The organism is Thiocapsa sp. (assembly GCF_011390875.1).
Taxonomy (GTDB): domain Bacteria; phylum Pseudomonadota; class Gammaproteobacteria; order Chromatiales; family Chromatiaceae; genus Thiocapsa.
Genome location: NZ_JAABRP010000064.1, coordinates 1 through 23,536, shown reverse-complemented (window position 1 = coordinate 23,536; position 23,536 = coordinate 1). Strand labels below are relative to the sequence as shown.

Below are 23,536 nucleotides of genomic sequence, written 5' to 3'. Positions count from 1 at the left end.
CGTCGATGCTCGAATCGGCCATCTTGATGTACTTGGCGGCGGTTGCACCACCGGTGCCGCCGCCGACGATCACGACCTTCTGAGTCGCGCCGAATGCCAAGTGTGGTGCACCGACCAGTCCGACAGCAGTCGCTGCACCGGCAACCTTTACGAAATCACGTCTGTTGATCTTCATCTTGTTCTTTCCTCCGGTGGCTTTACTGCTGGCTCGCGTAGAAAGCAAACACGGCGGCGAGCCCCGCGTCTCCGTCCTTCTCGAGAAGGTCATCCAGCTTGCTTCTCATCTTCTTGGGGATCTCGCGACGGTCCTCCCGGAAGTCCGACATGGTGAATTCGAGATAGGGGGTCCACTGGCCGGCGAGGAGGTAGAAGTCCTCGGCGTCTTCGCCGGTTTCTTCGTCGCGTAGCGGGATGCCGCCCTCGGCATGGCAGTTCTCGCAGTACTTGTCGTGCAACTTCGCGCCCTGATCGACCAGCGCCTTGTCGTAATCCTGCTGGGCGGGCTTGAACTCCTGCGTGTTGAAGAACTCCGCCATCTTCTCGATCTCCTCTTCCGTGTAGCCTTTGGCGATCCGGCCCATGATCGTGGAGTAGATGTCGCCGCTCCTGTAGCCCTCCATCATATCGACGAATACGATCCGGTTGATCCCGGCGATGATGGGCGACGCCGGACCGGCACTATGACCGAGGGTGCCGTGACAGCCGGCGCAGGTATTGGCCAGCATCGATGCAGTGGCGTCGGCATTGGCGCCCGACGATAAGCCGAGCGCGAGCGCGCCGGCGATGAGGGCCAATCTTGATGAAATCGTGGCCATGCTTCCTCCGAGTGGTCTTTAAAGGTCGTTTCGATGACATGCGGCTATCCATGCCGCGATGCAGAAGGGGCGTTCTCGTTGCACCCCTAAGTGCATTGGTGGTGCGCTCGGCGTCGTGGCTTGGGCGCTGTGCTCACGAGCTCGGCCGCTTCGCCAGGAGCGCGGCGGCTTCTTGATTTCCTCGTTGCTCCGCCAGGTCTGCTGCAGTGTGCCCGTCGCGGTCGGTCAAGGCGGGGTTGGCGCGATAGTTCAACAGAAGTCGAATCAGCTCTGCGTGGTCCGTGACGACCGCCTCCATCAACGCGGACGTGCCGTCGTCATCCTGAAGATTCGGATTGGCGCCGCGTTCCAACAGGAGTGTGGCGGCATCCGGATGCCCCTGACTGATGGCCAGGATCAGCGGCGTTGCCCCCAGGCCGTCGCGCGCATTGACATCGGCACCCGCGTCCAGCAGAGCCTTCACGACATGCCAGAGCCCCGCGTCCGCGGCGATCAACAACGCAGTCTCACCTTCCTTGTCTCTGGATTCGAGCTCTGCGCCGGCTTCGATCAGGAGGTCGACAACCTCGACCTGTCCGTGCGCCGCGGCCAACATCAGCGCGGTGCGTCCGTCCCGGTCGGAAGCCTTGGGGTCGGCGCCCCGAAAGAGCAGCTGCTCGGCCATGTCGGAAATCCCGTAACGCGAGGCGATCATCAAGGGATCCCATCCGCTGCGGGTGCGGTCATGTACGTTGGCTCCGCGCTCGATCAGGATCGCGGTGATGCCGATATTGCCGTGCTCGGCGGCAAAGGTAAGCGGCGTGCAGCTCGCGACGGTGCGGGCGTTCACGTTGGCTCCGCGGCTCAGGAGCAGCGCAACCGTTTCGAGATCGTCCGATTCCACGGCGATCATCAGGGCCGTTTTACCGAACTCGTTTGCGGCGTCCACCGGAACGCCCCGGTCGAGCAGGTCCGAGACGGACTCGGTATCGCCGACCATCGCGGCGAGCCGCAGCTCCTTGCCGAGATCGGCGTTCGAATCCTCGCTCGTCGCAACGGCGGCATGAAGCCCGGTGAGCAGAATCGCGCCCGTGAGCAACAGCAACGCGATCCATCGGGGATGTCGCCTTGCACGGGGAGTCTGGCTCATGAAGGACCTCGACACGTTCGCTGTGTGACGCTCAGGCGGCGTCCGGATCACCGGATGCGCTCTTCTCGGTCGCTGCCGGTTCCTCGGGCGGCTCATCGGGCAGCTCATGCGCAATTCCCTTGTGGCAGTCGATGCAGGTCTGACCGCGATCTTCGGCCGCGCCATGTCGGCTACGTGCGGAGCGGCCTTGAGCCGACAGATCCATATCCGAGAATTGGTGGCAGCTCCTGCAGGTGCGCGAGTCGTCAGCCTTCATCCGGTCCCAGACACGATTCGCCATCGTCCATCGGTGCGCCTCGAACTTCTCCGGGGTGTCGATCGTCCCGAGAATCTCATGGTACACGTCTTTCGCGGCCATTAACTTTGCGTGGAGCTTCGGGAAGAATTCCCGAGGCACATGACAGTCCGAACAGGTCGCCCGGACGCCGGAGGCGTTCTTGTAATGAACCGTCTCTTGATACTCGGCGTAGGGGACCTGCAGGCTGTGGCAGGAGACGCAGAGTTCCATGCGGTTCGAGTAGGCCAGACCGCCGGTCATTGCACCGGCAAATCCGATCCCGGCCAGAAACACCAATGCCAAGACGACAAGCGGTGTCCTGCGCTTGGATTTGCGGGCATCAGACATAGACATCCTCTTTACGGCGACGACTGGGGGGACGTCGTAGGCCGTCGCGGCTCTTCTTCTTGTGGGTGCCGGACGGACGTTTATTCTTTGACGATTCGCAATCGATGGTAAGGCATCCGTGCCATGCTTGCCAAGGTGGGTAAGCGTTCGGTAATCGATACGCGGTTTAGTCTGCGTCGCGTTGCCGGCCGATCCCGCGCTCGCGCGCGAACTCGAGCATACGGTGAATCGGTACCAGCGCGCGCTTGCCGAGGGCCGGATCGATCAGGATCTCCTGATCGCCTTTGAGCAGGACTTGTCCTAAATTCTGCAATGCATTCATCGCCATCCAGGGGCAATGTGCGCAGCTTTCGCAGGTCGCACCTTCGCCGGCTGTCGGGGCCGGGATCAGGGTCTTCTCGGGCGCGAGCTGGTGCATCTTCCAGAAGATGCCGGCGTCGGTCGCGACGATGAACTCCCGGTTCGGCATCTCGACCACGGCCTTGATGAGCTGGGTGGTCGAGCCGACCACGTCGGCCTGATCGACGACCTCTTCCGGAGATTCGGGGTGGACGAGCACGGCCGCCTCGGGGTGAAGCTTGCGCACGCGCTCCAAGGCAAATGATTTGAACTCTTCGTGAACCACGCAGGCGCCGTCCCAGAGCAGCATATCCGCCCCGGTCATGCGCTGCACGTAATGGCCCAGGTGTTTGTCGGGTGCCCAGAGAATCTTGCGGCCCTGCTCGGCGAGATGGGCGACGACGGGCAGGGCGATGCTGGATGTGACGACCCAGTCGGAGCGCGCCTTCACCTCGGCACTGGTGTTGGCATAGACCACGACGGTGCGCTCGGGGTGGGCATCGCAGAAGGCGCCGAAGGCGTCGGCCGGACAGCCTTCATCGAGCGAGCAGGTGGCCCGAAGATCCGGCATCAGGATCCGCTTCTCGGGATTGAGGATTTTTGCCGTCTCGCCCATGAAACGAACGCCGCAGACGACCAGCGTCTGCGCACTGCTGGCGGCCCCGAACCTCGCCATCTCCAACGAATCGGAGACGCACCCGCCGGTCTCTTCGGCAAGGGCCTGGAGATCGGCATCGGTGTAGTAGTGGGCGACCAAGACCGCATCCTGCGCCTTGAGCAGCACCTTGATCCGGTCCCTGAGCGCGTTCTTCTCAAATGTGCTCAAGGCCGGCCATTGCGGGTGCGGCGGGACCTCGATGGCGGGTCGCGACGCGTGCTCGGGTGTTCGGATGCTCATCGTATGACCTGTATTCGCGGTTTGATCAGGCCGCAGAGCGCTCCTTTTTGCCGGGGATATCCGCCCGCTCTTCGGAGAGGTGCACCGTGTGCGGCTTGTGTGGCGACTCCTTGAGTCCTTTGGGGTTGGTATAGCGCTCGTTGAGCGTCTGCACGAAATTCTCGCAGTTCTGAAGGACCTCGTTGATCTGTGCACGGGCCTTGCCGCTCCAGCCGATCGGTCGGCCGATGATGACCGGGCGATAGAAGCGGGTGTTCTTTCTGAATGCGGACATCAGATTTCCCGGTGGGTTCTTGCGCGCAACCTGCTTTCTCAGCCAGGGCTCGACACTCATTGCGGCAAGCTTACGAACCGAGAAATGGGTGCCGATGGCCAGCGCGACCAGCACCCCGATGAGTGCATCGTGGCCCCAAGCGATCTGAGTCGTGAGCACATCCAACCAGGCGGGCGCATAGGAGAGTCCAACCCAGTGGCCTGCGCCGATGCTCCAATAAAGGAAGAGGGCCCCGACGATGGCGATGAGTGCCGCGTCGGCGAGCAGGGTGCGGGTGCGCCAGCGCCGCACGGCGCTTTGCAGCAGGGGCACCGCCTCGTGCCCGAAGGCGTTGGCGGTTTCGCGCAAGGCCGCGATGATGCGGTAGGCTCGCTCGATCTCGACGCGCTCCATGCGCAGAAAGATCTCGCCGAGATCTTCGTCGCGCTTTTTCTCGAAGCGCTTACGCTTGTGCTCGTCCGGGATGGTGTTGGCGGCGTGCGGATTGTAGATGGTGTAGAAGCGACCCGCGGTCAGGCCGGCCTCGCCGATCGCGCGCAGCCAGGCCGCGACCACGTCTTCGGGGTTGTCCTCGTTCGCGGCGGTATCGAGTTGATTGAGGATGTAGAGGAACTTGCCCGAATCGGCGCGGTGGATGGTGTCCTTCACCAGGTGTTTGAGCGTGTCGCGCATCGCCCCCGGCTCCGGGTGGCGTGCGTCGAAGAACACCAGGACCAGATCGGACAGACCGATCATGTGGTCGCTGATGCGCAGGATCGCCGTGCGCTGGGCGTCGGCGTCGAAGCCGGGGGAGTCGATCAGGATCTTGCCGCGCAGGCGTTCGCTGCAGCAGGTCTTGAGCTGAAGATAGGCATCGATGCGTTTGCCTTCACCGCCGGCGACCTGCTCGATGTCGTGCGACATCTGGTAGAAGGGAAAGCGCGGATCCGAGTCCAGCGAGACACCCGGGAGCGAATGACTGACCGTCTCGGGGCTGTAGACGATGACGGTGAAGCGATCGTCGACGGCCTGATTGCCGGTGCGTTGGAGCTTCTGCCCGAGAAAATAGTTGATGAAGGTCGATTTGCCCGCCGAGAAGGTGCCCAAGATCGAGATGAGCGGCCACCAGGGGATCTGGGTCGCGAAGGACTGATTGGTCTCGAGCAGACCCGTCCCGTAGGCAACGCGGTCGATTGCCCGGAAGCTCTGAACGGCACTGAGCAGGACCGGGTTCTCCTGCTCGAGATGCGATTCCAGCTCCTGCATGCGCTGTTGAACGGCCTCGGCGGTGGACGGCATAGGTTCGGCTCCTGAATCTGGGACGTGATGCTTCGCTTCGGGACAAGGCGAGGGGGCGAAGCAATCGGGCCAACGGCGGCTGACGACGCTCGATCCGATTTTCGGCAGGCTGCATCGGTTGCTGCGGCCAGGTCGACACGGCCCCCGGCCGCAATGGCGCCCGATGTTACACTGAAGTTCGGCGCGATGGATAGCCGGCGGCCGGATAGGGTTAATCGAATCGCAGTCGGCTCTCGAGCGCCGAGCGCGCAGGCTATTTTCGGTCGTTCATGCGGGGTTGCCGCCGGAGTCGCGTCGAACCTGCTTTCGTCGGCTTGAATGTCGAGCGTTGTCGAAGGCATACTGCTGCACTGCGCCGTCCGGAGAACGACAAGACAACGCGGCACTGAGCAGGCCCAAAGCGCCCGGGCTCGGATGCTGCGGATCCGCAACGGATGAGCGCCGGACCCACGAGGCTGTCCGGTGTCCACGGCAGGTCCGACCGCCAACGCGCCAATCGGACGTGCGACAAAAAACCCAGCGTTTGGTGTGCGATCCGATGTCAATACAGTTTCGAACCGCCCGTTTTGCGTGCACGCTCGCCATTGCAGCGGCTGTGTCGTCCGGCCTTGCCCAGGCCCAGATCCAGGCCAGTTCGGGCGAGACCTTCGTCGTTCAACAGGCGCAAGGCGCCCCCACGGTGTCGTTGGGCGGGAGCGTGGTCCCCTACAAAGAGGTGACGCTTGCCGCGCAACTCCCCGGGCGCGTCACCTTCATTGCCGGGCGCGAGGGCGACACCTTCAAGGAAAAAGATCTCCTGGTGGCGATCGGCGACGAGGAGCTGCTCGCGAATCGACGCGCACTGCTCGCGCAGATGGCGAGCGCGGATGCCCAACTGCGCAATGCCGGCGTTCAGTACTCCAGAGAGATCTACTCTCCGCAGTCGCGCTCCGCGATGGGCGGGATGGGGCTGCCGAATCTTTTCGATCAGATGTTCACGCAACCGGCCGAGAGCTTCATCGGGGAACGCGACCGCACCGCCGAGCGCTCGGCCGATCTCTTCGCCTCCGGGATCCAGATCCAGGAGGCGCAAAACGCCATGCTGCGCCTCCAGGCGGAGCTTCAGGCACTTGACTCCAAGATTCGCGACGCCCGCAGCATCGCGCCCTTCGACGGGGTGATCGTGCGCAAGCTCATCGAGGTCGGGGACACGGTTCAACCCGGGCAGCCCATGCTCAACTATGCCGACGTGGAATACCTTCAGGTCGAGGTCGATGTGCCGGCGCGGCTGCGTCCCGGCCTGCGCGAAGGAATGATGGTGCAGGCGGAGCTCGATCCGGACAATCGGCGCGTTCCGGTTCGCGTGGCGCAGATCTTTCCGATGGCGGATCCACAGCGCCATACCGTCAAGATCAAGTTCGATCTCCCGCAAGGCGTCTCCGAGCCCGGAATGTACGCCAAGGTGCTGGTCCCCGACCTCAGTGCCCCGGCGCGGGCCAACCCGGTGATCCCGAGCAGCGCGGTGCGCTACAACGGGAGTCTACCGGGCGTCTATGTCCTGAACGAGCGCGGCGAGCCTCAGTTGCGCCTGATCCGCGTCGGCGAGGAGCTCTCCGCCGGGATGGTGACCGTGCTGAGCGGGCTGCGTGCCGGCGAGAGTGTCCTGACGAATCCCGGCCCTCGGGTCACGGCCGGTTGGGCGAGCGGGGCACCCGCCGATCGCTGACGCGCCTTCCCTTCGGCCCCGGCGATCGCTCCCGCGATCGCCCGCGCAATCCATGTCGCAGCGATGCGGCGCAGGCCCGGTTAATCTGGATTCGACATGAGCCAAGACGTCACATCTCCTCCGCAGGATCGCAAGGAACCTGCTTACGACGAGGACAATCTCGGAATCGCCGGGCGCACCGCCCGATTCTTCATCCGCTCTCCGCTTTCGCCACTCTTCTACGTCGCCATGCTGATGATGGGCCTGCTCGGCCTCGTCATGACGCCGCGCCAGGAAGACCCCCAGATCTCGGTGCCCATGATCGACATCATGGTGCAGTACCCGGGCGCATCGGCCCAGCAGGTCGCCAATATGGCGATGCAGCCGCTCGAGCGGATGATGAGCGAGATTCCCGGGGTCAAGCATGTCTATTCCGCGTCGCAACGCGGCCAGGGCATCGTGACCGTCGAGTTCGTGGTCGGGGAGGAGATGGGGCCCTCGTTGCTCAAGGTGAACGACAAGGTCGCCTCGAACATGGACAAGATCCCGCCGGGGGTCATGCCGCCGCTGGTCAAGACCAAGGGGATCGACGACGTTCCGATCGTCACGCTGACGCTTTGGTCCAGAGATCTCGACAGCAACGGGATTCCCGATGTGGACGACGGTCAGCTGCGCCTGCTTGCGCAGGACGTGCTGCAGGCCGTCAAGCAGGTCAAGGATACCGGCAACGCCTTCATCGTCGGCGGACGTCGCGAGGTGGTGACCGTCGATGTCCTGCCGGAGCGCCTTTCCGGGTATCAGATCAGTCTTGATCAGGTCGCCCAGACCCTCGTCGGCGCCAACGCCGAGCAGGTCGCGGGCGGTTTGGAGGCGAGCGGTGCACGCTTCTCGGTCACCACGGGTGCCTTCTTGACGGGTGTGGAAGACATCAACCGTTTGGTGGTCGGCACCTTCAACAACCTGCCGATCTATATTCACGACGTGGCGCGCGTGACCCAGGGTCCCGAGGACGCCTCCGAGCTGGTTGCCTACTACACCGGTCCGGCGTCCGAGATCGAGGATGCCGCGGAGGGTCGCCCGGCGGTGACCATCGCGGTCGCCAAGAAGGAGCTGACCAACGGCGTGACGGTGGCAAACGCCATCATCGAGCGCGTCGAGGAGCTCAAGGGCTCTCGAATCCCGGCAAACGTCGAGGTCAGCATCACGCGCAACTACGGACAATCCGCCGACCAAAAGGTCTCGGAGCTGATCGGCAAGCTCATCAAGGCGACCATGTTCGTCGTTATCCTGGTGCTGCTCGCATTCCGCGCGATACGTCCCGCTATCGTCGTCATGCTGGTCATCCCGGTCGTCCTCTTTATGACGGTCTTCGTCGCCTGGGTAACCAACTATACGATCGACCGTGTGAGTCTGTTCGCCCTCATCTTCTCGATCGGTATCCTGGTCGACGACGCCATCGTGGTCATCGAGAACATCTATCGGCGCTGGCTCGAAGAGGGACGCACCGACGAGGACACGGCCATCGACGCCGTGCGCGAGGTCGGCAACCCGACCATCCTCGCCACCTTCACCGTCATCGCGGCCTTGCTGCCGATGGGGTTCGTCAGCGGCATGATGGGACCCTATATGGCACCGATCCCGGTATTGGGCTCGGTGGCGATGTTCATCTCGCTGTTTGCGGCCTTTGTCTTTACGCCCTATCTGGCGATCTCCAAATGGCTGCGTCCCTCGATGAAGTATCTCGCGGCTGCCGAGAAGCGTGAGCACAAGGAGGCCGAGGGTCTCGAAAAGCTCTATCGACGGATCCTCACACCCCTGATCGAGAACCGCGGCAAGCGCCTGGCCTTCAAGCTGGCCCTTTGGGGTACCTTCCTCGTCACCCTGTCGTTCTTCTACTTCAATCTGGTGGCGGTCAAGATGCTGCCGCTGGACAACAAGCCCGAGTTCTCCGTCGTACTCGATATGCCCGAGGGTACCGCCTTGCCGGTGACGGCGAACCTCGCGCATCGCATGGCCGACAAGCTGCGTACCATGCCCGAGGTCACCGCCATCCAGCTCTATGCCGGGACCGCTCGACCGTTCGACTTCAACGGGATGGTACGGCACTACTATCTGCGTTCGGATCCTTGGCAGGGCGAGCTCCAGGTTCAGTTGACCGACAAGCATGATCGGGATCGAAGCAGTCACGAGATTGCCGTCGAGGCGCGCGAGCTGCTCGGAAAAATGGTCGAGGGCACCGGTGCGGCACTCGCCGTGGTCGAGATGCCGCCGGGTCCGCCGGTGCTGCAGTCGGTCGTGGCGGAGGTCTACGGACCGTCCCCGGAGCTGCGGCGTCAGTTTGCGAGAGAGCTCACCGACGTCTTCGCGCAGGCCGAGAGTACGCGGGACGTGGACAATTATCTTCGCGGCGCGTTCGACTATTGGCGCTTCAGCGTCGATACCGAAAAGGCGGTGCGTCGCGGGATCTCGGTCGATACCATCAACCGCAATCTCGCGATGGCCCTCGGCGGCTCGCCGATCGGCGACATCAAGCCCCAAGCGGGGCGGCAAATGGGCCATGAGCCCGTGCAGATCGTACTGCAGGTGCCCCTGGCCGAGCGCTCGCAGGTCGATCGACTCGGCGATCTTCCCATTCAGTCGAGTCAGGGATACACGGTCCCGCTGCGCGAGCTCGGCGAGTTCCAGTTGACGCCGGAAGAGGACATCATCTACCACAAGGACCTGCGTCCGGTGGAGTACGTGGTGGCCGATGTCGGTGGGCGGCTCGCGGCACCCGTATACGCGATGTTCCAGGTCGAGCGCATCCTCAATCAGCAGGACTACACGGCACCGGACGGCACCAAGCCGCAAGGCGGCGAGGGAATGGAAGACGCGATCTTCTGGCTCGACGCGCCTCCCGACAGCAGCCGCTTGGCCTGGACCTGGGCGGGCGAGTGGACCGTCACTTACGAAACCTTCCGCGACATGGGCGCCGCCTTCGGCGTTGCGCTCATCCTGATCTATATCCTGGTGGTCTGGGAGTTCGGCAACTTCCGCATCCCGCTCGTGATCATGGCGCCGATCCCGCTCACCTTGCTCGGCATCATCCCGGCGCACGCGCTCATGTTCAGTCTCGGTCTCGGCGGGGAGTTCACCGCGACCTCGATGATCGGCTGGATCGCTTTGGCCGGCATCATCGTCCGAAACTCGATTCTGCTCGTGGATTTCGCGATCCACGAGATCCAGAAGGGCGTGCCGGTCGCCGAGGCGATGATCCGCTCCTGCAAGATCCGCACGCGCCCGATCGTGATCACCGCCTTGGCCCTGGTTGCGGGCTCGAGCGTCATCATCACCGACCCGATCTTCCAGGGTATGGCGATCTCGTTGCTGTCCGGCGTGTTGGTCTCGACCGTCCTGACGCTGATCGTCATTCCGCTCGGCTGCGTCGCCGCGGGCGACGACATGTGCCGGGTGGCGCTCGCGACGGCGCCGCCCGGAACCAGCCTCCCCTGCATGACGGATGACGCGCCTCGCAGCGCCCCGCGCAAGAGCTCCGGAGGCGGTGTCAGCCGGTTTTTCGGGAAGGTCGTGGAGTTCTTTATTCTCGCGCTCTATGCGGTTCGCGGGATCTTCATCCTGCTCTTGGATGCTGCGAAGACCGCACTCAAGCCCAAGCCGACTCGGACTGCGCGTTCGCCGGTGCAACGTTCCGCCGTGACGAAAGCGCCGGCCGCGACGAGCTCCGAGGAGGATGCACCACCGGCCAAAGGCGACAGCGCGGCATCGGAACCCGCTCAGACCGTTGCTAAGAAGAAACGCGCCACGACGGCGTCGGATGCCAAGCCGGCGGCGCGCAAGACGTCCGCGAAAAAGCCCGCAGCGGCGGCGAAGTCGAGTCAAGCCGTTCAAAAGAAGGCGCCGCGGCGCGGCATTCGATTGAAGATCGACGACGAGAGCGATACATGACGCCTGTCTCGTTCGTCGCCTGGCTGCTGCTCGTTTTGGCCTACGCGACGACGCATCAGGTGGCCTCCGGGGCCGAGCCATGGGGGCTGGCTCGAGAACCGACATGGGGCGACGAGCCTGTCTATCGGCGTGGATACGAGACGCCACCGACCACGCAGGATCGCGAACCGCAATATCTCGATGCGCACCGCGCTGATGATGTGCGCCGCGACCTGCAAGGGGGCTGGTCAGGGGCGGGGTACGGAGACGACGACCGCGCCCCGGTGCAGGGTCGCGGCCTGGATGGCTTTATCGATCGCGACGGGCGTTGGGTGGAATACGCTCGAGAGCCGACGGAGCACTCTCGCGACGTCCCCTATAACGACGGGCCCGGTCGCTATTCGGCCTCACCCTGGACGGGTGACTCCGACTCTCGTGCAGAGATGGATGATCGGGACGCGCGCGGAGGTTGGCGCGAAGCGACCCCGCCCCCGGCGTATCGGAACGCGGTTTCCGGACCGGTAAACCCATACCCGGAGTATCGATTTCGAGGCGACCCGCAGCCCTCCTCGGGTCGGTGGGGCGGATCGGACGGGACGCAGGGATACCGATTTCGGCCGCTGACCGACCGTGAGGCGCAGCAGCGCTCGCAGACGCCGGGCTGGCGCCCGATTGAGCCAGGTCGCAGCGACCGGGGAGAGCGTGCGTCGGCTCCGGCGGGATTGATGGATGCGCTGACGCCGCCCGCTCGCACCTTCGGCTTCGAACCGAGACCCGGGCCTTGAGAGGGACCGGATCGCCCGATTCGGTGCCTGCGAGGGTCCGGGGTCCGACCGAATCACGGAAGCGCCGGTGGTTCATGGCCTCGAAGATAGCACTGCAGCGTGGAGCCGTAATCGCCCTGATCGAGGGGCGGGGTGTCTGTAGACTGATCACCGATCGACGGGAGGATAAAACGAGATGAGAACGCAAACGCAGGCTTTGTTGGGTATCGCGCTCGCATCCGCCCTGGCGGGCACGGCGCATGCGGAGATCGCGGGTGTCCAGTTCTCCGCGGACATGGTCAGTCAAGCCCCGGACGGGCAGGTCGAAACCGTGAAGATGTTCGTCGGCGACGGTCGCATGCGCAAGGAGATGACGCAGCAGGGCCAAGAGGTCGTTCAGATCATCGATCAGAATCGCGGCATGATGTGGGTCCTATTCCCCGATCGCCAGAGCTATTTGGAGCAGGGCGGACCCGCGAGCGAAGGTGGTGAGCCCGTCCCGGCCGCGACCGCGGAGACCGATCCTTGTGCAGGAATGCCGGGCCTGACCTGTCGCCGTGTCGGCGAGGAGGATGTCGGGGGACGCAAAGCGGTCAAGTGGGAGATGGTCATGACCCATGAGGATCAGTCCATGAACGGGACCCTGTGGATCGACGCGGAGCGCGCGATTCCGTTGAAGCACGAGATGTCCAACGGAGAGAAAATGGAGCTTCTGATGGTGGGTACCGAGACCATCGACGGGCGCGAGGTCGAGAAATGGGAAATGACGACGACTGCACCCGATCGGCAGCCGACTCGGGTTCTCCAGTGGTACGATCCGGAGTTGAAGCTGTCGGTGCGCGAGGAGTTTCCGGGTGGCGGCGTGCGCGAGCTGAAGTCGATTCGGATCGGCGCACAGCCGGATCACCTCTTCGCGGTGCCTGCCGGGTACACGCGTATGGAGACGCCTCAGCCCGGCTCCCAGCCCGGCCAATAGTCGCTCGGCGCGGCTCGGGGATGAACGCGGACGCGGAAGGACGTCATGATCACGATCGTCGGAAGTCTTAAAGGCGGTTCGGGCAAGAGTACCCTGACCTTCAATCTGGGGGTCTGGCTCTCGATGGCGGGCGCGAAGATCCAGCTGATTGATGCCGACCCTCAGGCGACCCTCACCGACGTCATCGACGTGCGCAAGGAGGAGGGTTTCGATCCGGTCCTGAAGGCGTCCGACAAGCGCGCCCTGACGCCCGAGCAGTTGAAAGGGGCCGACGAAACCCTGATCGATGTCGGGACATCGGACATGGAGAGCCTGCGCAGGGCGCTTTCGCTATGCGACCGGGTCGTGGTGCCGGTCCCGCCGTCGCAAGCGGACATTTGGTCGACCCAGCGTTTCATCCAGTTGATCGCTTCGGTCGAGCGTGAGGCGCCTCCCGATATTATCGGGTTCATCAATCGGGGCGATACACACCATGCTGTGCGCGAGACCAACGAGGCTGCCGCGGCGTTGGTCTCGCTTCCCGGTATCCGCTTCATCAAGCCGAGGCTGTCGCAACGCACCGTCTTTCGGCGCTCGTTCAGCGAGGGATTGGCGGTGTTCGAGCTCGAATCCCGCGGCAAGGCGGCGCGTGAGTTTCTCGGGTTGGCGGCGACGCTCTACCCCCACTTGGTCAGTTGATCCGCCGTTGAGGTCCCTTCGCTCCACGCTTGTCGGTCCGTCGGCCAGGTTTCGAGTCCGATGCGACCCCGGTGGTCGCTTCGCCTTGTCGCGTGCCGCAATTCTGTTAAGCTCCCAAGACAACGGAAGCAATGACAAACAACACTTAAACGGTTCCCCCGGCTGATGACAAGCCAATAGACCTACACTAAGCAAGGTTTGAATTGCTTTCGTCGGAGCGCATTTATTCCAACAAGGCGCCCTTTGCTGAATGCCACTCGCTGAGCCGAAGGCTGCTTTTTCGCAAAGCGTGATTTGATACCGGGCGGTAAGGTGCCGACCCTATAGACTTAATTTTCATCACTGATCAAAAATCGGCCCGAATCATGGCGCACAACGAGATCCCGAGGGATGATGGTTCCTCGGACAGCGGGGTACCGCAAGACCAAGCCGAGGCCGATGCGCGCGCCGCAGGCGTCACCGAGACGCAACTCCACGCCTTTGCGATCGATCGCCTGTCCCAGGCCTTCGAGACCAGTGCAAAGCGCTGGGAACTCATCGTCTATCCCAGTCTGTTCGCCTTCATCATCCTGGCGGCCTACGGGTTCTACCTGGTCTTCAGCCTCGCCAAAGACGTGCACTATCTGGCCATCAGTGTCGACACCAACATGACGGTACTGGCCAGCAACATGCAGTCGATCTCGGACAACATGGGGCAAATGAGTGCGAATGTTCGTACCATGGCGGTGAGTGTGGACTCCATGGCAAGGGACGTGAACACCCTCGAGCCGATGTTGACGAGCATTCAGACCATGGATCGTTCGATGCAGGCGATGACCATGTCGACCTCTTCCATGCGCAACGACATGGCGGGCATGAATCAAAGCATCGGCCGTCCGTTGCAGTTCATGAATTGGTTCATGCCCTGGTGATCGATCGCAATCCCTGCAAGAACGCTTAAAGCGGCTACGGCTTGGAGTTGACCGTGAACCCGGGCCTGCCCGAATCCGTACGACTGATCGTCGCGATATCCTCGCGTGCACTCTTCGACCTCAGCGAGTCTCACCAAGTGTTCGAGACGCAGGGCGTCGATGCCTATCGCGACTATCAGGTCGCACACGAGAACGACATCCTCGAGCCCGGAGTGGCCTTCGCGCTCGCCAAAAAGCTGATGAGCCTCAATGTCGCCCTGGGCGATCGGGGTCGCGTCGAGGTTATCCTGATCTCGCGCAACAGCTCGGATACCGGGTTGCGCGTCCTGACCTCCGCACATCACCACGGTCTGGATATTGCCCGCGCCGCCTTTACGGGCGGGGCGAGTCCCTACCGCTACGTGTCCGCCTTCGGTGCCCATCTGTTCTTGTCCGCGGACCCGAGAGACGTGCGCTCGGCCTTGAATGCGGGGTGTGCCGCGGCGACCGTGCTGCCGGCGGCCTTTCCGGCGGGTCCGGAAGAAGACGAGCAGGTTAGAATCGCGTTCGACGGCGATGCGGTGCTGTTCTCGGACGATGCCGAGAGACTTTTCCGGCGAGAGGGGCTCGAGGTCTTCAACGCGACCGAGTTGGCCGCTGCGCACGAGCCTCTGCCCGGTGGTCCCTTCAAGGGGTTGTTGGTCGCGATCCATCAACTTCAAGCGCTCTTTCCGCCCGAGGCGTCGCCGCTGCGCACCGCGCTCGTGACCTCGCGTGGCACGCCCTCGCACGAACGTGTGATCCGGACCTTGCGTGCTTGGGATATCCGTATCGACGAGGCACTTTTTCTGGGCGGGCTCGAGAAGGGGCGGTTTCTCGCGGCCTTCGACGCGGACATCTTTTTCGACGATCAGCGCGTCCATTGCGACGCGGCGAGCCGTCATGTGGCAACCGGCCATGTCCCGCACGGCGTCGCTAATCCGGAGTGTGACCCGCCGATCCGAGCGGACAAGTCCGACGAGAACCACGGCTAGACCGTGTCCGAGGCGAGATGTTCAGTTTCGGCTGCGCCCAGCGGTTGGTGCACCCCCGTTCCCCGGCGGAGATGCGGTCTGGAGTTTTTGGATTCTTCAATCTTCTAAACTGCGCCGACTCCAACGGTTGTCGATCGCTCCGAGGCTGACCCAATCGTGCGAACATCCCATATCCTGCCGGGCGCAGTTTAGGGCTGAATGTCGAGCGTCGGCGACGGACGCTGCAGGAAATTGCCTTGTACATAATCGACCCCCGCCGTCCAGAGAACGGTGAGGGCTCGCGCGTCCTCAACCCCTGTCACCACGCTCTTCACGTTGAACTCGCGCGCGAGATTGGCGATGGTCATGAGACGTTGCTGTTTGACGGGGTCTTCGGCGAGTGCGCGGGCAAAATCCGGCATCAGAACGACGAAATCGACCGGAAGCGCCTGCAGGATCATCTCCGAGCGATTGGTGGCGCCGAAACGATTGATCGCGACCCGGCATTTGATCTGCTTCAAGGCGTCGATCAGCTTGCCGAGACTTGCCAGATTCTCCGCAACCAGCTCTTCCTGAAATTGGAAGGCGAGCCAGTTGCCGCGCACGTCGAGCTCACGCAAACAGTCACAGATATGCAGAATAATGCTTGGGTTGCGGAAGGTGTCTTCGGCGAGATTGATGAAGAATCGAAGGTTGTGACCGGCACGTCGTTGCTCGGCGAGCACGCGGATCGCGTCGCGGATTGCCCATTTGTCGATCTCCTCGATGAGACCCTGTCGAATTGCCGCCCCGATGAAATCTTTGGCCTCCAGCAACTCGCCGTCATTGTCGAGCAGGCGCACCAAGACGCTGTAGTTCTCCTGGTTGTCGCCCATGAGGCTGATGATGGGTTGGTAGACGAGCTTGAACTGCTGGCTCCCGAGCGCTGTTGCGATCTTGTCCGCGACCTCGGTGTCGCCCTCCACTGCGGTTTGTTTTGTTCGCGCAGCCAATGATGTCGGGGTCTGCATCCCGCCGGCACAGTCCCCCGGCGCTGCCGCACTGTAGACGCACAGCCGGTGCGCGGCGTTGAGAATGTCTTGCGCGGCGGCTGCACGTCCCTTCACCAGGTAGTATCCGATATCACAGTCGGGCGCGATGCGGCCGTTGGTTGCGAGGCGCTGCGGAAGGCGTGCGTGCTCGCGGATGTGCTCGGCGAGTGCCTCGGCCTCCTTTTCGTCCAAACCGTCGACGATCATCGCGAAGCCGTCGTCGCTGATCCGTGTGAGCGCATGTGCTTGGACGGCAACTGACGCCAAGACCGGGCCGAAGCCGTCGACGATGTCCAGCCCATGGGTCAATCCAAGATCGCGCAAAAGCTCGGAATGGCGTCTGAGGCGGACAAAGAAGACCGCAAAGGGCAGCGGAACAGCGCGATCGGGGCCAAGTCGCGACTCGATCTCGTCGAAGAAGGCCGTACGAGCGGCGGCGATATCGGAGGCCATGTCGCCGCCCTTCGCACGAGCCTCGGATTGTCGCACCGGATCCAGGATCAACCGCAGACACGGCTCGTCGTCGAGGACAGCCGGCGCCGCGGACAGGCGTACCTCGAGCCCTTTGCCCCGGCTCGAGCGCAGGCGTGTCGTGATCTCGACCGGCTCGGTCTGAGCCGTGCGCTCGGCGCTCTGCAGCAGATCGCGCACACCGTCACGCTGGTTCGGATCGACAAGGTCAAGGAGGGCGATCGCCTGAATCTCGTCCAGGTTCGGATAGCCGAGAAGCGTGAGATAGGTGCTGTTGGCGTAGAGATGGAGACCCTGCTGCACAAAGGCGATCGCAGCGCCGGTATGGTCGACCAGCTCGCGGGCGCGTCGTTCGCACTGTTTGAGCCGGGCCATCAGCTCACGGTGTCGGCGACGTTGTCGAATATCGCCTGCTTCGCGTCGAATGGTCCAGAGAAGCTGCTCCTCGTCGCCGGGGGCGAGCAGGCCGCGCGCGCCGAATTGCTGTGCCTCGAGCACCTGCTCGGGGTCGGGCGTGTCTGCCGCGATGATAATGAGCGGCATCTCGGCAACATGCTCGCCACGCTGTCGAATCGCCTCGGCCAAGTCCCGGTCGTCGTCGTGGCGCCACCACAAGATCATGTCGAAGGCGCGGCGAGCGAGCAAATCGTTCAATCGATCCGCCCGCGCGGTCACGAGCGCGCGGGCCGCGAGACCGGCTGCACGCAGGCGCTCCACCAAGTGCTCCGCGGCGGCGGTGTCGGTGGTGAGCAAAAGCATTGCCATCAGTGGGGGTTGCGCGGACATGATGCGACCTGGTGCGGGATCCTCTAGGTTTCTGTCCATTGTCGTGTCTGCGATTATCGGGCTTCGCGGCCCGGTAGGGAAACGATCGCGTTCACAAAAACGGCGATCCGATGCGAGCGGCGTCGGTCAGGGGAATCTTGGATCCGACACCCGGAACCTCGCGGACCAGGCGCGGGACCAGGTAGCCGGGCAGGCGTTCCCGTACCGCCTCGCCGAGTCGCAGTGCCTGTGTGTCGGAGACCGCGAAGTGTGCAGCACCCTCCACCGGATCGAGCTGGTGGAGATAGTAGGGAAGGACGCCGCACTCGAACAGCCGCTCGCTGAGCGCACCCAGTGTCGGCGCCGCGTCGTTGACCCCTCGCAGCAAAACGCTTTGGTTGAGCAGGGTCAGATCTGCGCGACGCAATCGCTGGAGTGCATCCTCGGCCTGCGTGCCGAGCTCGCTCGGATGATTGGCATGGATGACGAGGATCGTGGCGAGACGGGAGCTCGCCAGGTGTCGGCAGAGTGTGTCGGTGACCCGAGAAGGCAGCACGACGGGGAGGCGTGAATGGATCCGCAGGCGTTTCAGGTGCGGGATCTCGTTGAGGCGCTCGAGCAGTGCGCCGAGGCGATCGTCGTCCAGCATCAAGGGATCCCCGCCGCTGAGGATCACCTCGGAGATGTCCGGATCCGCGGCGATGGAGGTCATTGCAACGGCCGTGCGATCAGGCGTTTGGCCGAGCGCCGCATATGGAAAATGTCTTCGAAAGCAATAGCGGCAGTGCACGGCACATCCGCCCGTGACGATCAGGAGCGCACGGCCTGCATATTTTCGCAGCAGCCCTTGGCCGAGATCCGCGGACGTATCTCCGACAGGATCGCGGCTGAATCCGGCGACCGACAAGCGCTCCGCCCCGAGCGGCAGGACCTGTCTCAGCAAGGGGTCGCGCGGGTCGCCCGGCGTCATCAAGGCGGCAAAGGCTCGCGGGACAAGCAACCGGAATCCCGGTGCGGCAGAATCGAGATCCGGGATCGTCTCCGGACTCAGGCCGAGTGCGGCGAGGAGGTCGTCGGCCTGTCGGTAGGCCTCGGCGAGGTCGTTTTTCCAGACGGGCTCATGCTCGGGCGTCCGGAACAGATCCGGCGTCGCGGTCTGACAAGCAGCGATGCTTCGCGGTACCATTGCGCGGTTTAGCTCCACAGTCAACGAGGACGATATGGCCTTTTACAGTACCAGCGAGTTCAAGGGTGGACTCAAGATCATGTTGGACGGCGATCCTTACAACATCGTCGAGAACGAGTTCGTCAAGCCGGGCAAGGGCCAGGCCTTCAACCGGGTGCGGGTGCGCAATCTCAAGACCGGGCGAACCGTGGAGAAGACCTTCAAGTCGGGCGATACGGTGGAAGCGGCCGATGTGCATGATACCGACATGCAGTATCTCTACAACGACGGCGAAGAGTGGCATTTCATGGATCCGGCCAGCTTCGAGCAGATGACCGCCGACGCGAACGCCGTGGGCGATGCTGCCAAGTGGATCAAGGAGGAAGACATCTGCAGGGTGACGCTCTGGAACGGTGTACCGCTGATCGTCGAGGCGCCCAATTTCGTGGTGCTGGCGATCACCGAGACCGACCCCGGCCTGAAAGGCGACACCTCGGGCGGCGGCGGCAAGCCGGCGACCCTGGAGACGGGCGCGATAGTCCGTGTGCCCTTGTTCGTTCAGTCCGGCGAGCTTGTGAAGGTCGACACCCGCACCGGCGAGTATGTCTCGCGCGCCAAAGAGGCCTGAAGACGACGCGCGGTCGAGCGATGCCGGCGTGACCGGCGCTGTCCGCTCGCCCTTGCCGTCGATCTGCCTATCCTGATGCCTGCTTCCCATGACTGGTCGGCGTGCGCAACGGCCGCCGTTCTGCACGCCCGCGCCGAGATGCTGGCGCGGATTCGCACCTTTTTTGCCGTTGCCGGCGTGATGGAGGTCGAGACGCCGATCCTCTCGCACGCCGGTGCGACGGATCCGGCGCTCGCGAGTCTCTCGCTCTCGGGTGGTCTCTCAAGTGTTGGGTTCGGGGCCGATCGCAGGCTCTTCCTGCAGACCTCGCCCGAGTTTCCGATGAAGCGCCTGCTCGCTTCGGGGAGTGGCCCCATCTATCAGATCTGCAGGGTCTTTCGCGGCGAGGAGCGCGGGCGCCGGCACCACCCCGAGTTCAGCCTGCTGGAGTGGTATCGACCGGGCCTGGACGACGGGCAGCTGATGGACGAGGTGGCCGATCTGGTGCGCGCGGCGCTGCAACGCCCGCGGTTGCCGATGGAGCGGATCCGCTATCGTGACCTGTTTCGCGAAGTGTTGGATCTGGATCCCTTCACGGCACCTGTGCAGACAGTGCGCGAGGCCGCGATTACGGCCGGCATCCCCGACGCCGATCAGTTGGATCTCGAGCGCGACGCCTGGCTCGATCTTCTGCTCACCCAGTGCCTCGAGCCGCGTCTCGGGCGTTCAGGCATGAGTTTTCTATGCGACTATCCGCCGAGCCAGGCCGCCTTGGCGCGGATTCGGCCCGCCGGCGAGGCGCCGTACGATCAGGCGGTTGCCGAACGTTTCGAGCTTTACATCGAAGGCGTCGAGTTGGCGAACGGCTTTCACGAGCTGACCGATGCCGCGGAGCAGGGTGCGCGTTTTGCGCACGACTGTGCCGAGCGTCGGCGTCTCGGCTTGGCCGAAATCCCGCCGGACACGCGTCTGCTTGCGGCGCTCGAAGCCGGGATGCCGGCGTCGAGCGGGGTTGCGCTTGGACTCGACCGTTTGTTGATGATCGCCGTCGGCGCCACCCACATCGATCAGGTCTTGGCCTTCCCCATCGAGCGGGCATGAAATGAAACCGCGTCACTCTGCACTTTGCGCGATCGGCGTTCGGGGTTGATCTTGGATACTGTCTGCGGGCTTTTGCGCGGACGCGGTTTCAGAGATTCAGTTCTCGACGACTTAAAATTTCCTGAACCGCGTCCTGCCGAGACCAGTTGTCGAGGCGAGCCCAGCGTCACATCGCAACGTTGCATGTCGCTCGGGACGCGGTTCAGTCCGTCAAGGCGTTTTGGATCGCCTCCAAGTCCAGCGCATTCAGATACTGCTCCAGCGGGACCGCATCCGTCAGACCGGAGCCTTCGCCCTGTACCAGAAGACGGTTCCCGACCATGAGGGTGATCTTGTAGGTCTCGCTGCCGGGGGTGTGCTCCATCATGCCGCGTTCGCCCTTGAGCGAGAAGCTCTTCAGATCCTCGTTGGCCTGCATCATGAACGGCATGGAGATGGCCATGGTCAACATCGGCATCATCGGCGAGTCGGCCATCAGGGTGAGGGTTACCTCGGCGTTGTCTTCACGGACGTAGCGCCGACTGAGGTGGGTGCCGGTCAACATGGACGCGAGGCCGCCCGATTGGGACTGCGCCTCGTCCGCGACCCATCCCTCCAGAGGCGGCGGAAACAGCGTCAGAAGCCCGGCCGTGATCCGTGCGCGAATCGCCTCGACGGCGCCGTTCAGGGTCTCCGCGGCCGTTCTCAGTTCGCCGGCCTCGTACGCCTGCTTGGCAGCGTCGAGTTGATCCGTCACCTCGTCCGCGCAAGCCGTGTTGAGCGTCAGGACGAGGCCGGCCGCTAAGGCCAGCGTGCCCGTGATTCTTGCGTGCATCTTGTTTCTCCCTTTGCGCGTGAGCGAGACGACAGAACGGGCGAGCACGTCCGTCAGTGTTCGACAATTGCATCCAATGCCTGTTTGGCCTTGTGGCAGGCGCCGGGCTCGGTGCGCTCGAGGTCCATCTCTTCGAAGGCCAGACCCAAGCGCGCAAACAAGGCGCGATCCCGATCGGACTCGGCATTCGGCGTGGTCAGCAAGCGCTCGCCGTAGAAGATGGAGTTGGCCCCAGCGAGATAGCAGAGCGCCTGCAGCTCGTCGCTCATCTCGCTGCGCCCGGCGGACAGACGCACATAGGACGCCGGCATCAGGATGCGCGCGACCGCAACCACGCGGACGAACTCGAACGGATCCAGTGCCTCGCTCGCCTGAAGCGGTGTACCCTCGACCCGCACCAGCAGGTTGATCGGGACGGACTCCGGATGCGCCGGCAGGTTGGCGAGCTGACGCAACATGGAGGCACGGTCGCGCCGCGACTCGCCCATGCCGAGGATCCCGCCGCTGCAGGTCTTCAGACCCACGTCGCGGATGTGCTCGAGGGTGTCGAGTCGGTCCTGGAAGGTGCGTGTCGTGATGACCTGACCGTAGAATTCGGGCGAGGTGTCGAGGTTGTGGTTGTAATAATCGAGCCCGGCCTCCTTGAGGCGGCGCGCTTGCGCTCCGGTGAGCATCCCCAAGGTCACGCAGGTCTCCAGCCCGAGCGCATGGACGCCCTCGACCATGGCGATGACCTGCTCGAGGTTCTTGTCTGTCGGATTGCGCCAGGCCGCGCCCATGCAGAAGCGGGTCGCGCCCTGTTCGCGGGCGATCCGCGCGGCGTCCAGGACCTCGTCGATCGGCATCAGGGATTCGCGCTCCAGACCGGTCTCGTGACGCGCGCTCTGGGCGCAATAGCCGCAGTCCTCGGGGCAGGCGCCGGTCTTGATGCTCAAGAGTGTGCTGACCTGGACGCGGTTGGGATCGAAGTAGAGTCGATGCGCCGTCTGGGCGCGAAACATCAGATCGGTGAAGGGGAGGTCGAGGATGTCTTGGATCTCCTCGACCGACCAATCGTGGCGCAGGATGGAAACGTGCAGCGGGGAAGGCTTGGGTGACATGGGCGTGATGGGCCGATTTCCGGATGCGGAAAAACCACATATGCTAGTGGGCTTCGGTCGGTTGTCAACCAATGTTCGGTGATCCGGTCGAGAAGAGCGGCGTGATGTCCCGACTCGTGTCGGTGTTGTTCCCGCCGACCTGCGTCCTCTGCGGTGCGCCCGGCCTCGCGAGCGGAGGAGGGCGTGACCTCTGCCCCGGTTGTGCGGCCGAGTTGCCGCACAACCGCGACTGCTGTTTCCAATGCGCCGTGCCCTTCGACAGCCCGATGCCCGCGGGGACGCGATGTGCCGCCTGTCAACGGCGCCCCCCGCCGTTCGAGACGAGCCTCGCGGCCTTTCGCTACGAGGCGGCGATCCCGACGCTGGTTGGAGGCGCGAAGTTTCGCGGACGGCTCAATCTGGTGCGCTTGCTCGGGCAATGTCTCGCCGATCGGGTCCGGGAGGTCGATCCGCCCCGACCGGAGGTCTTGATGCCGGTCCCGCTGCACGCGTCTCGGCTGCGCACCCGCGGCTACAACCAGGCCCTCGAGATCGCCCGCGTCGTCGGCCGGGATCTGGCCCTGCCGATCGATCATGCCTCCTGTATCCGCAGCGCTGCGACCCCGCCGCAGGCCGGCCTCGACGAGCGCGCACGCCATCGCAATATTCGAGGTGCCTTCCTAGTCCCGGGCTTGCTGCCGTGGAGCCATGTCGCCATCCTCGACGATGTCGTGACGACCGGAAGCACCGTCGCCGAGCTGAGCCGGGTGTTGCGCCAGGCCGGGGTTCGGCGGATCCAGATCTGGGCGGTCGCGCGAACGCCCTGATCCCCTCGGCTCGCCACGCGGTGCAAGCCGTATCAACGCCGGTTGTGCTGGCGAGAGGAAGCACCACATCCCCTTGCAGTCGTCGTGGTGCGCGCCGCTCGGCGTCACCCGACGTCATCCGCAACAAGGGCGATGCAATGCCTGAAACGCCGACGCAGGATCCGCCCGAAGACACGAGCCTCCAAAAGCGGGCTCGCATCCGCTTCGACCTGCATTGGCAAAGCGAGGACGCGACGCACGCCGACAGCCGGGTCGCCAGCCGGCTCGATCTGTGTCGCGATCTCTTCCCGCCCGAGTTGGAGGCCGAGATCATCGGTCGTCCGGTCGGCCATCGCGCGACCCTTCGCGTCGAGCCCGGCGCATGGCTTCCGACGCCACGCGCCAACCTA

The 23,536-nt window shown here is 63.8% G+C and carries 19 protein-coding genes and 1 pseudogene; 10 read left to right on the top strand and 10 right to left on the bottom strand.

The features are described from left to right. The 6 genes from GPT33_RS07230 to GPT33_RS07205 form a co-directional block, all read right to left on the bottom strand. Nucleotides 1-175 (bottom strand): twin-arginine translocation signal domain-containing protein (locus tag GPT33_RS07230; protein WP_296806857.1); only part of this gene is annotated, 175 nt, incomplete at its 3' end. 22 nt (nucleotides 176-197) lie between these two features. Continuing rightward, nucleotides 198-815: a cytochrome c4 gene (locus tag GPT33_RS07225; RefSeq protein WP_296806855.1), complete on the bottom strand. Its 618-nt coding sequence runs from the start codon at nucleotides 813-815 to the stop codon at nucleotides 198-200. A gap of 133 nt (nucleotides 816-948) precedes the next feature. Further along, nucleotides 949-1,944 (bottom strand): ankyrin repeat domain-containing protein, encoded by a 996-nt coding sequence (locus GPT33_RS07220; RefSeq protein ID WP_296806853.1) that lies wholly within the window; start codon nucleotides 1,942-1,944, stop codon nucleotides 949-951. Between the two features lie 31 nt (nucleotides 1,945-1,975). Then, entirely contained in the window at nucleotides 1,976-2,569 is a 594-nt protein-coding gene (locus tag GPT33_RS07215; RefSeq protein WP_296806851.1) for a NapC/NirT family cytochrome c, read from the bottom strand. 166 nt (nucleotides 2,570-2,735) lie between these two features. After that, complete coding sequence (nadA, locus tag GPT33_RS07210) at nucleotides 2,736-3,806, bottom strand: quinolinate synthase NadA (protein ID WP_296806849.1); 1,071 nt, start codon at nucleotides 3,804-3,806, stop codon at nucleotides 2,736-2,738. A 25-nt stretch (nucleotides 3,807-3,831) separates the two neighbouring features. After that, on the bottom strand, nucleotides 3,832-5,358 hold the full coding sequence (locus GPT33_RS07205) for a dynamin family protein (RefSeq protein WP_296806847.1): 1,527 nt from the start codon (nucleotides 5,356-5,358) through the stop codon (nucleotides 3,832-3,834). A gap of 538 nt (nucleotides 5,359-5,896) precedes the next feature. On the opposite strand from GPT33_RS07205, the gene GPT33_RS07200 reads away from it, so the two are divergent. The 6 genes from GPT33_RS07200 (at nucleotide 5,897) to GPT33_RS07175 (ending at nucleotide 15,308) form a co-directional block, all read left to right on the top strand. Next, nucleotides 5,897-7,063, top strand: a complete 1,167-nt coding sequence (locus GPT33_RS07200) for an efflux RND transporter periplasmic adaptor subunit (protein WP_296806845.1) — start codon at nucleotides 5,897-5,899, stop codon at nucleotides 7,061-7,063. A gap of 96 nt (nucleotides 7,064-7,159) precedes the next feature. Beyond that, the gene (locus GPT33_RS07195; RefSeq protein ID WP_296806843.1) at nucleotides 7,160-10,987 is read left to right on the top strand and encodes an efflux RND transporter permease subunit; all 3,828 of its coding nucleotides are present in this window, start codon (nucleotides 7,160-7,162) and stop codon (nucleotides 10,985-10,987) included. A gap of 939 nt (nucleotides 10,988-11,926) precedes the next feature. Beyond that, on the top strand, nucleotides 11,927-12,706 hold the full coding sequence (locus GPT33_RS07190; protein WP_296806841.1) for a hypothetical protein: 780 nt from the start codon (nucleotides 11,927-11,929) through the stop codon (nucleotides 12,704-12,706). A gap of 45 nt (nucleotides 12,707-12,751) precedes the next feature. After that, nucleotides 12,752-13,384: an AAA family ATPase gene (locus GPT33_RS07185; RefSeq protein ID WP_296806839.1), complete on the top strand. Its 633-nt coding sequence runs from the start codon at nucleotides 12,752-12,754 to the stop codon at nucleotides 13,382-13,384. A 365-nt stretch (nucleotides 13,385-13,749) separates the two neighbouring features. Then, a complete protein-coding gene (locus tag GPT33_RS07180; RefSeq protein WP_296806837.1) occupies nucleotides 13,750-14,295 on the top strand; it encodes a hypothetical protein in 546 nt (181 codons plus the stop codon). 53 nt (nucleotides 14,296-14,348) lie between these two features. After that, nucleotides 14,349-15,308 carry a 5'-nucleotidase gene (locus GPT33_RS07175; protein ID WP_296806834.1) on the top strand — a complete coding sequence of 320 codons (960 nt, stop codon included), beginning with the start codon at nucleotides 14,349-14,351 and terminating at the stop codon, nucleotides 15,306-15,308. Nucleotides 15,309-15,496: 188 nt separating this feature from the next. Here the strand turns inward: GPT33_RS07175 and GPT33_RS07170 are convergent, their stop codons facing one another. Both GPT33_RS07170 and epmB read right to left on the bottom strand, forming a co-directional pair. Beyond that, the gene (locus GPT33_RS07170; RefSeq protein ID WP_296806832.1) at nucleotides 15,497-17,614 is read right to left on the bottom strand and encodes a sensor domain-containing phosphodiesterase; all 2,118 of its coding nucleotides are present in this window, start codon (nucleotides 17,612-17,614) and stop codon (nucleotides 15,497-15,499) included. 52 nt (nucleotides 17,615-17,666) lie between these two features. After that, a complete protein-coding gene (gene epmB / locus GPT33_RS07165) occupies nucleotides 17,667-18,740 on the bottom strand; it encodes an EF-P beta-lysylation protein EpmB (RefSeq protein WP_296806830.1) in 1,074 nt (357 codons plus the stop codon). A 34-nt stretch (nucleotides 18,741-18,774) separates the two neighbouring features. Between epmB and efp the strand changes: the two genes are divergently transcribed. Further along, nucleotides 18,775-19,347, top strand: coding sequence for an elongation factor P (gene efp / locus GPT33_RS07160; RefSeq protein ID WP_296806827.1), 573 nt, complete (start codon nucleotides 18,775-18,777; stop codon nucleotides 19,345-19,347). 75 nt (nucleotides 19,348-19,422) lie between these two features. Next, entirely contained in the window at nucleotides 19,423-20,427 is a 1,005-nt protein-coding gene (gene epmA, locus GPT33_RS07155; RefSeq protein ID WP_296806824.1) for an EF-P lysine aminoacylase EpmA, read from the top strand. Nucleotides 20,428-20,629: 202 nt separating this feature from the next. On the opposite strand, the gene GPT33_RS07150 is transcribed toward epmA, so the two are convergent. Both GPT33_RS07150 and bioB read right to left on the bottom strand, forming a co-directional pair. Beyond that, complete coding sequence (locus GPT33_RS07150; RefSeq protein ID WP_296806823.1) at nucleotides 20,630-21,241, bottom strand: hypothetical protein; 612 nt, start codon at nucleotides 21,239-21,241, stop codon at nucleotides 20,630-20,632. A gap of 53 nt (nucleotides 21,242-21,294) precedes the next feature. After that, nucleotides 21,295-22,341: a biotin synthase BioB gene (gene bioB / locus GPT33_RS07145; protein ID WP_296806821.1), complete on the bottom strand. Its 1,047-nt coding sequence runs from the start codon at nucleotides 22,339-22,341 to the stop codon at nucleotides 21,295-21,297. A gap of 104 nt (nucleotides 22,342-22,445) precedes the next feature. Between bioB and GPT33_RS07140 the strand changes: the two genes are divergently transcribed. Continuing rightward, nucleotides 22,446-23,147, top strand: coding sequence for a ComF family protein (locus GPT33_RS07140; RefSeq protein ID WP_296806819.1), 702 nt, complete (start codon nucleotides 22,446-22,448; stop codon nucleotides 23,145-23,147). Nucleotides 23,148-23,284: 137 nt separating this feature from the next. Continuing rightward, nucleotides 23,285-23,536, top strand: a pseudogene (locus GPT33_RS07135) (SAM-dependent methyltransferase); the annotation flags it as partial.

What these genes read in the sequence shown, in the direction of transcription:
- GPT33_RS07225 (WP_296806855.1), bottom strand. Translation starts at nt 815, where the DNA reads ATGGCCACGATTTCATCAAGATTGGCCCTCATCGCCGGCGCGCTCGCG.
- GPT33_RS07220 (WP_296806853.1), bottom strand. Translation starts at nt 1,944, where the DNA reads ATGAGCCAGACTCCCCGTGCAAGGCGACATCCCCGATGGATCGCGTTG.
- GPT33_RS07215 (WP_296806851.1), bottom strand. Translation starts at nt 2,569, where the DNA reads ATGTCTGATGCCCGCAAATCCAAGCGCAGGACACCGCTTGTCGTCTTG.
- nadA (WP_296806849.1), bottom strand. Translation starts at nt 3,806, where the DNA reads ATGAGCATCCGAACACCCGAGCACGCGTCGCGACCCGCCATCGAGGTC.
- GPT33_RS07205 (WP_296806847.1), bottom strand. Translation starts at nt 5,358, where the DNA reads ATGCCGTCCACCGCCGAGGCCGTTCAACAGCGCATGCAGGAGCTGGAA.
- GPT33_RS07200 (WP_296806845.1), top strand. Translation starts at nt 5,897, where the DNA reads ATGTCAATACAGTTTCGAACCGCCCGTTTTGCGTGCACGCTCGCCATT.
- GPT33_RS07195 (WP_296806843.1), top strand. Translation starts at nt 7,160, where the DNA reads ATGAGCCAAGACGTCACATCTCCTCCGCAGGATCGCAAGGAACCTGCT.
- GPT33_RS07190 (WP_296806841.1), top strand. Translation starts at nt 11,927, where the DNA reads ATGAGAACGCAAACGCAGGCTTTGTTGGGTATCGCGCTCGCATCCGCC.
- GPT33_RS07185 (WP_296806839.1), top strand. Translation starts at nt 12,752, where the DNA reads ATGATCACGATCGTCGGAAGTCTTAAAGGCGGTTCGGGCAAGAGTACC.
- GPT33_RS07180 (WP_296806837.1), top strand. Translation starts at nt 13,750, where the DNA reads ATGGCGCACAACGAGATCCCGAGGGATGATGGTTCCTCGGACAGCGGG.
- GPT33_RS07170 (WP_296806832.1), bottom strand. Translation starts at nt 17,614, where the DNA reads ATGGACAGAAACCTAGAGGATCCCGCACCAGGTCGCATCATGTCCGCG.
- epmB (WP_296806830.1), bottom strand. Translation starts at nt 18,740, where the DNA reads ATGGTACCGCGAAGCATCGCTGCTTGTCAGACCGCGACGCCGGATCTG.
- efp (WP_296806827.1), top strand. Translation starts at nt 18,775, where the DNA reads ATGGCCTTTTACAGTACCAGCGAGTTCAAGGGTGGACTCAAGATCATG.
- epmA (WP_296806824.1), top strand. Translation starts at nt 19,423, where the DNA reads ATGCCTGCTTCCCATGACTGGTCGGCGTGCGCAACGGCCGCCGTTCTG.
- GPT33_RS07150 (WP_296806823.1), bottom strand. Translation starts at nt 21,241, where the DNA reads ATGCACGCAAGAATCACGGGCACGCTGGCCTTAGCGGCCGGCCTCGTC.
- bioB (WP_296806821.1), bottom strand. Translation starts at nt 22,341, where the DNA reads ATGTCACCCAAGCCTTCCCCGCTGCACGTTTCCATCCTGCGCCACGAT.
- GPT33_RS07140 (WP_296806819.1), top strand. Translation starts at nt 22,446, where the DNA reads ATGTCCCGACTCGTGTCGGTGTTGTTCCCGCCGACCTGCGTCCTCTGC.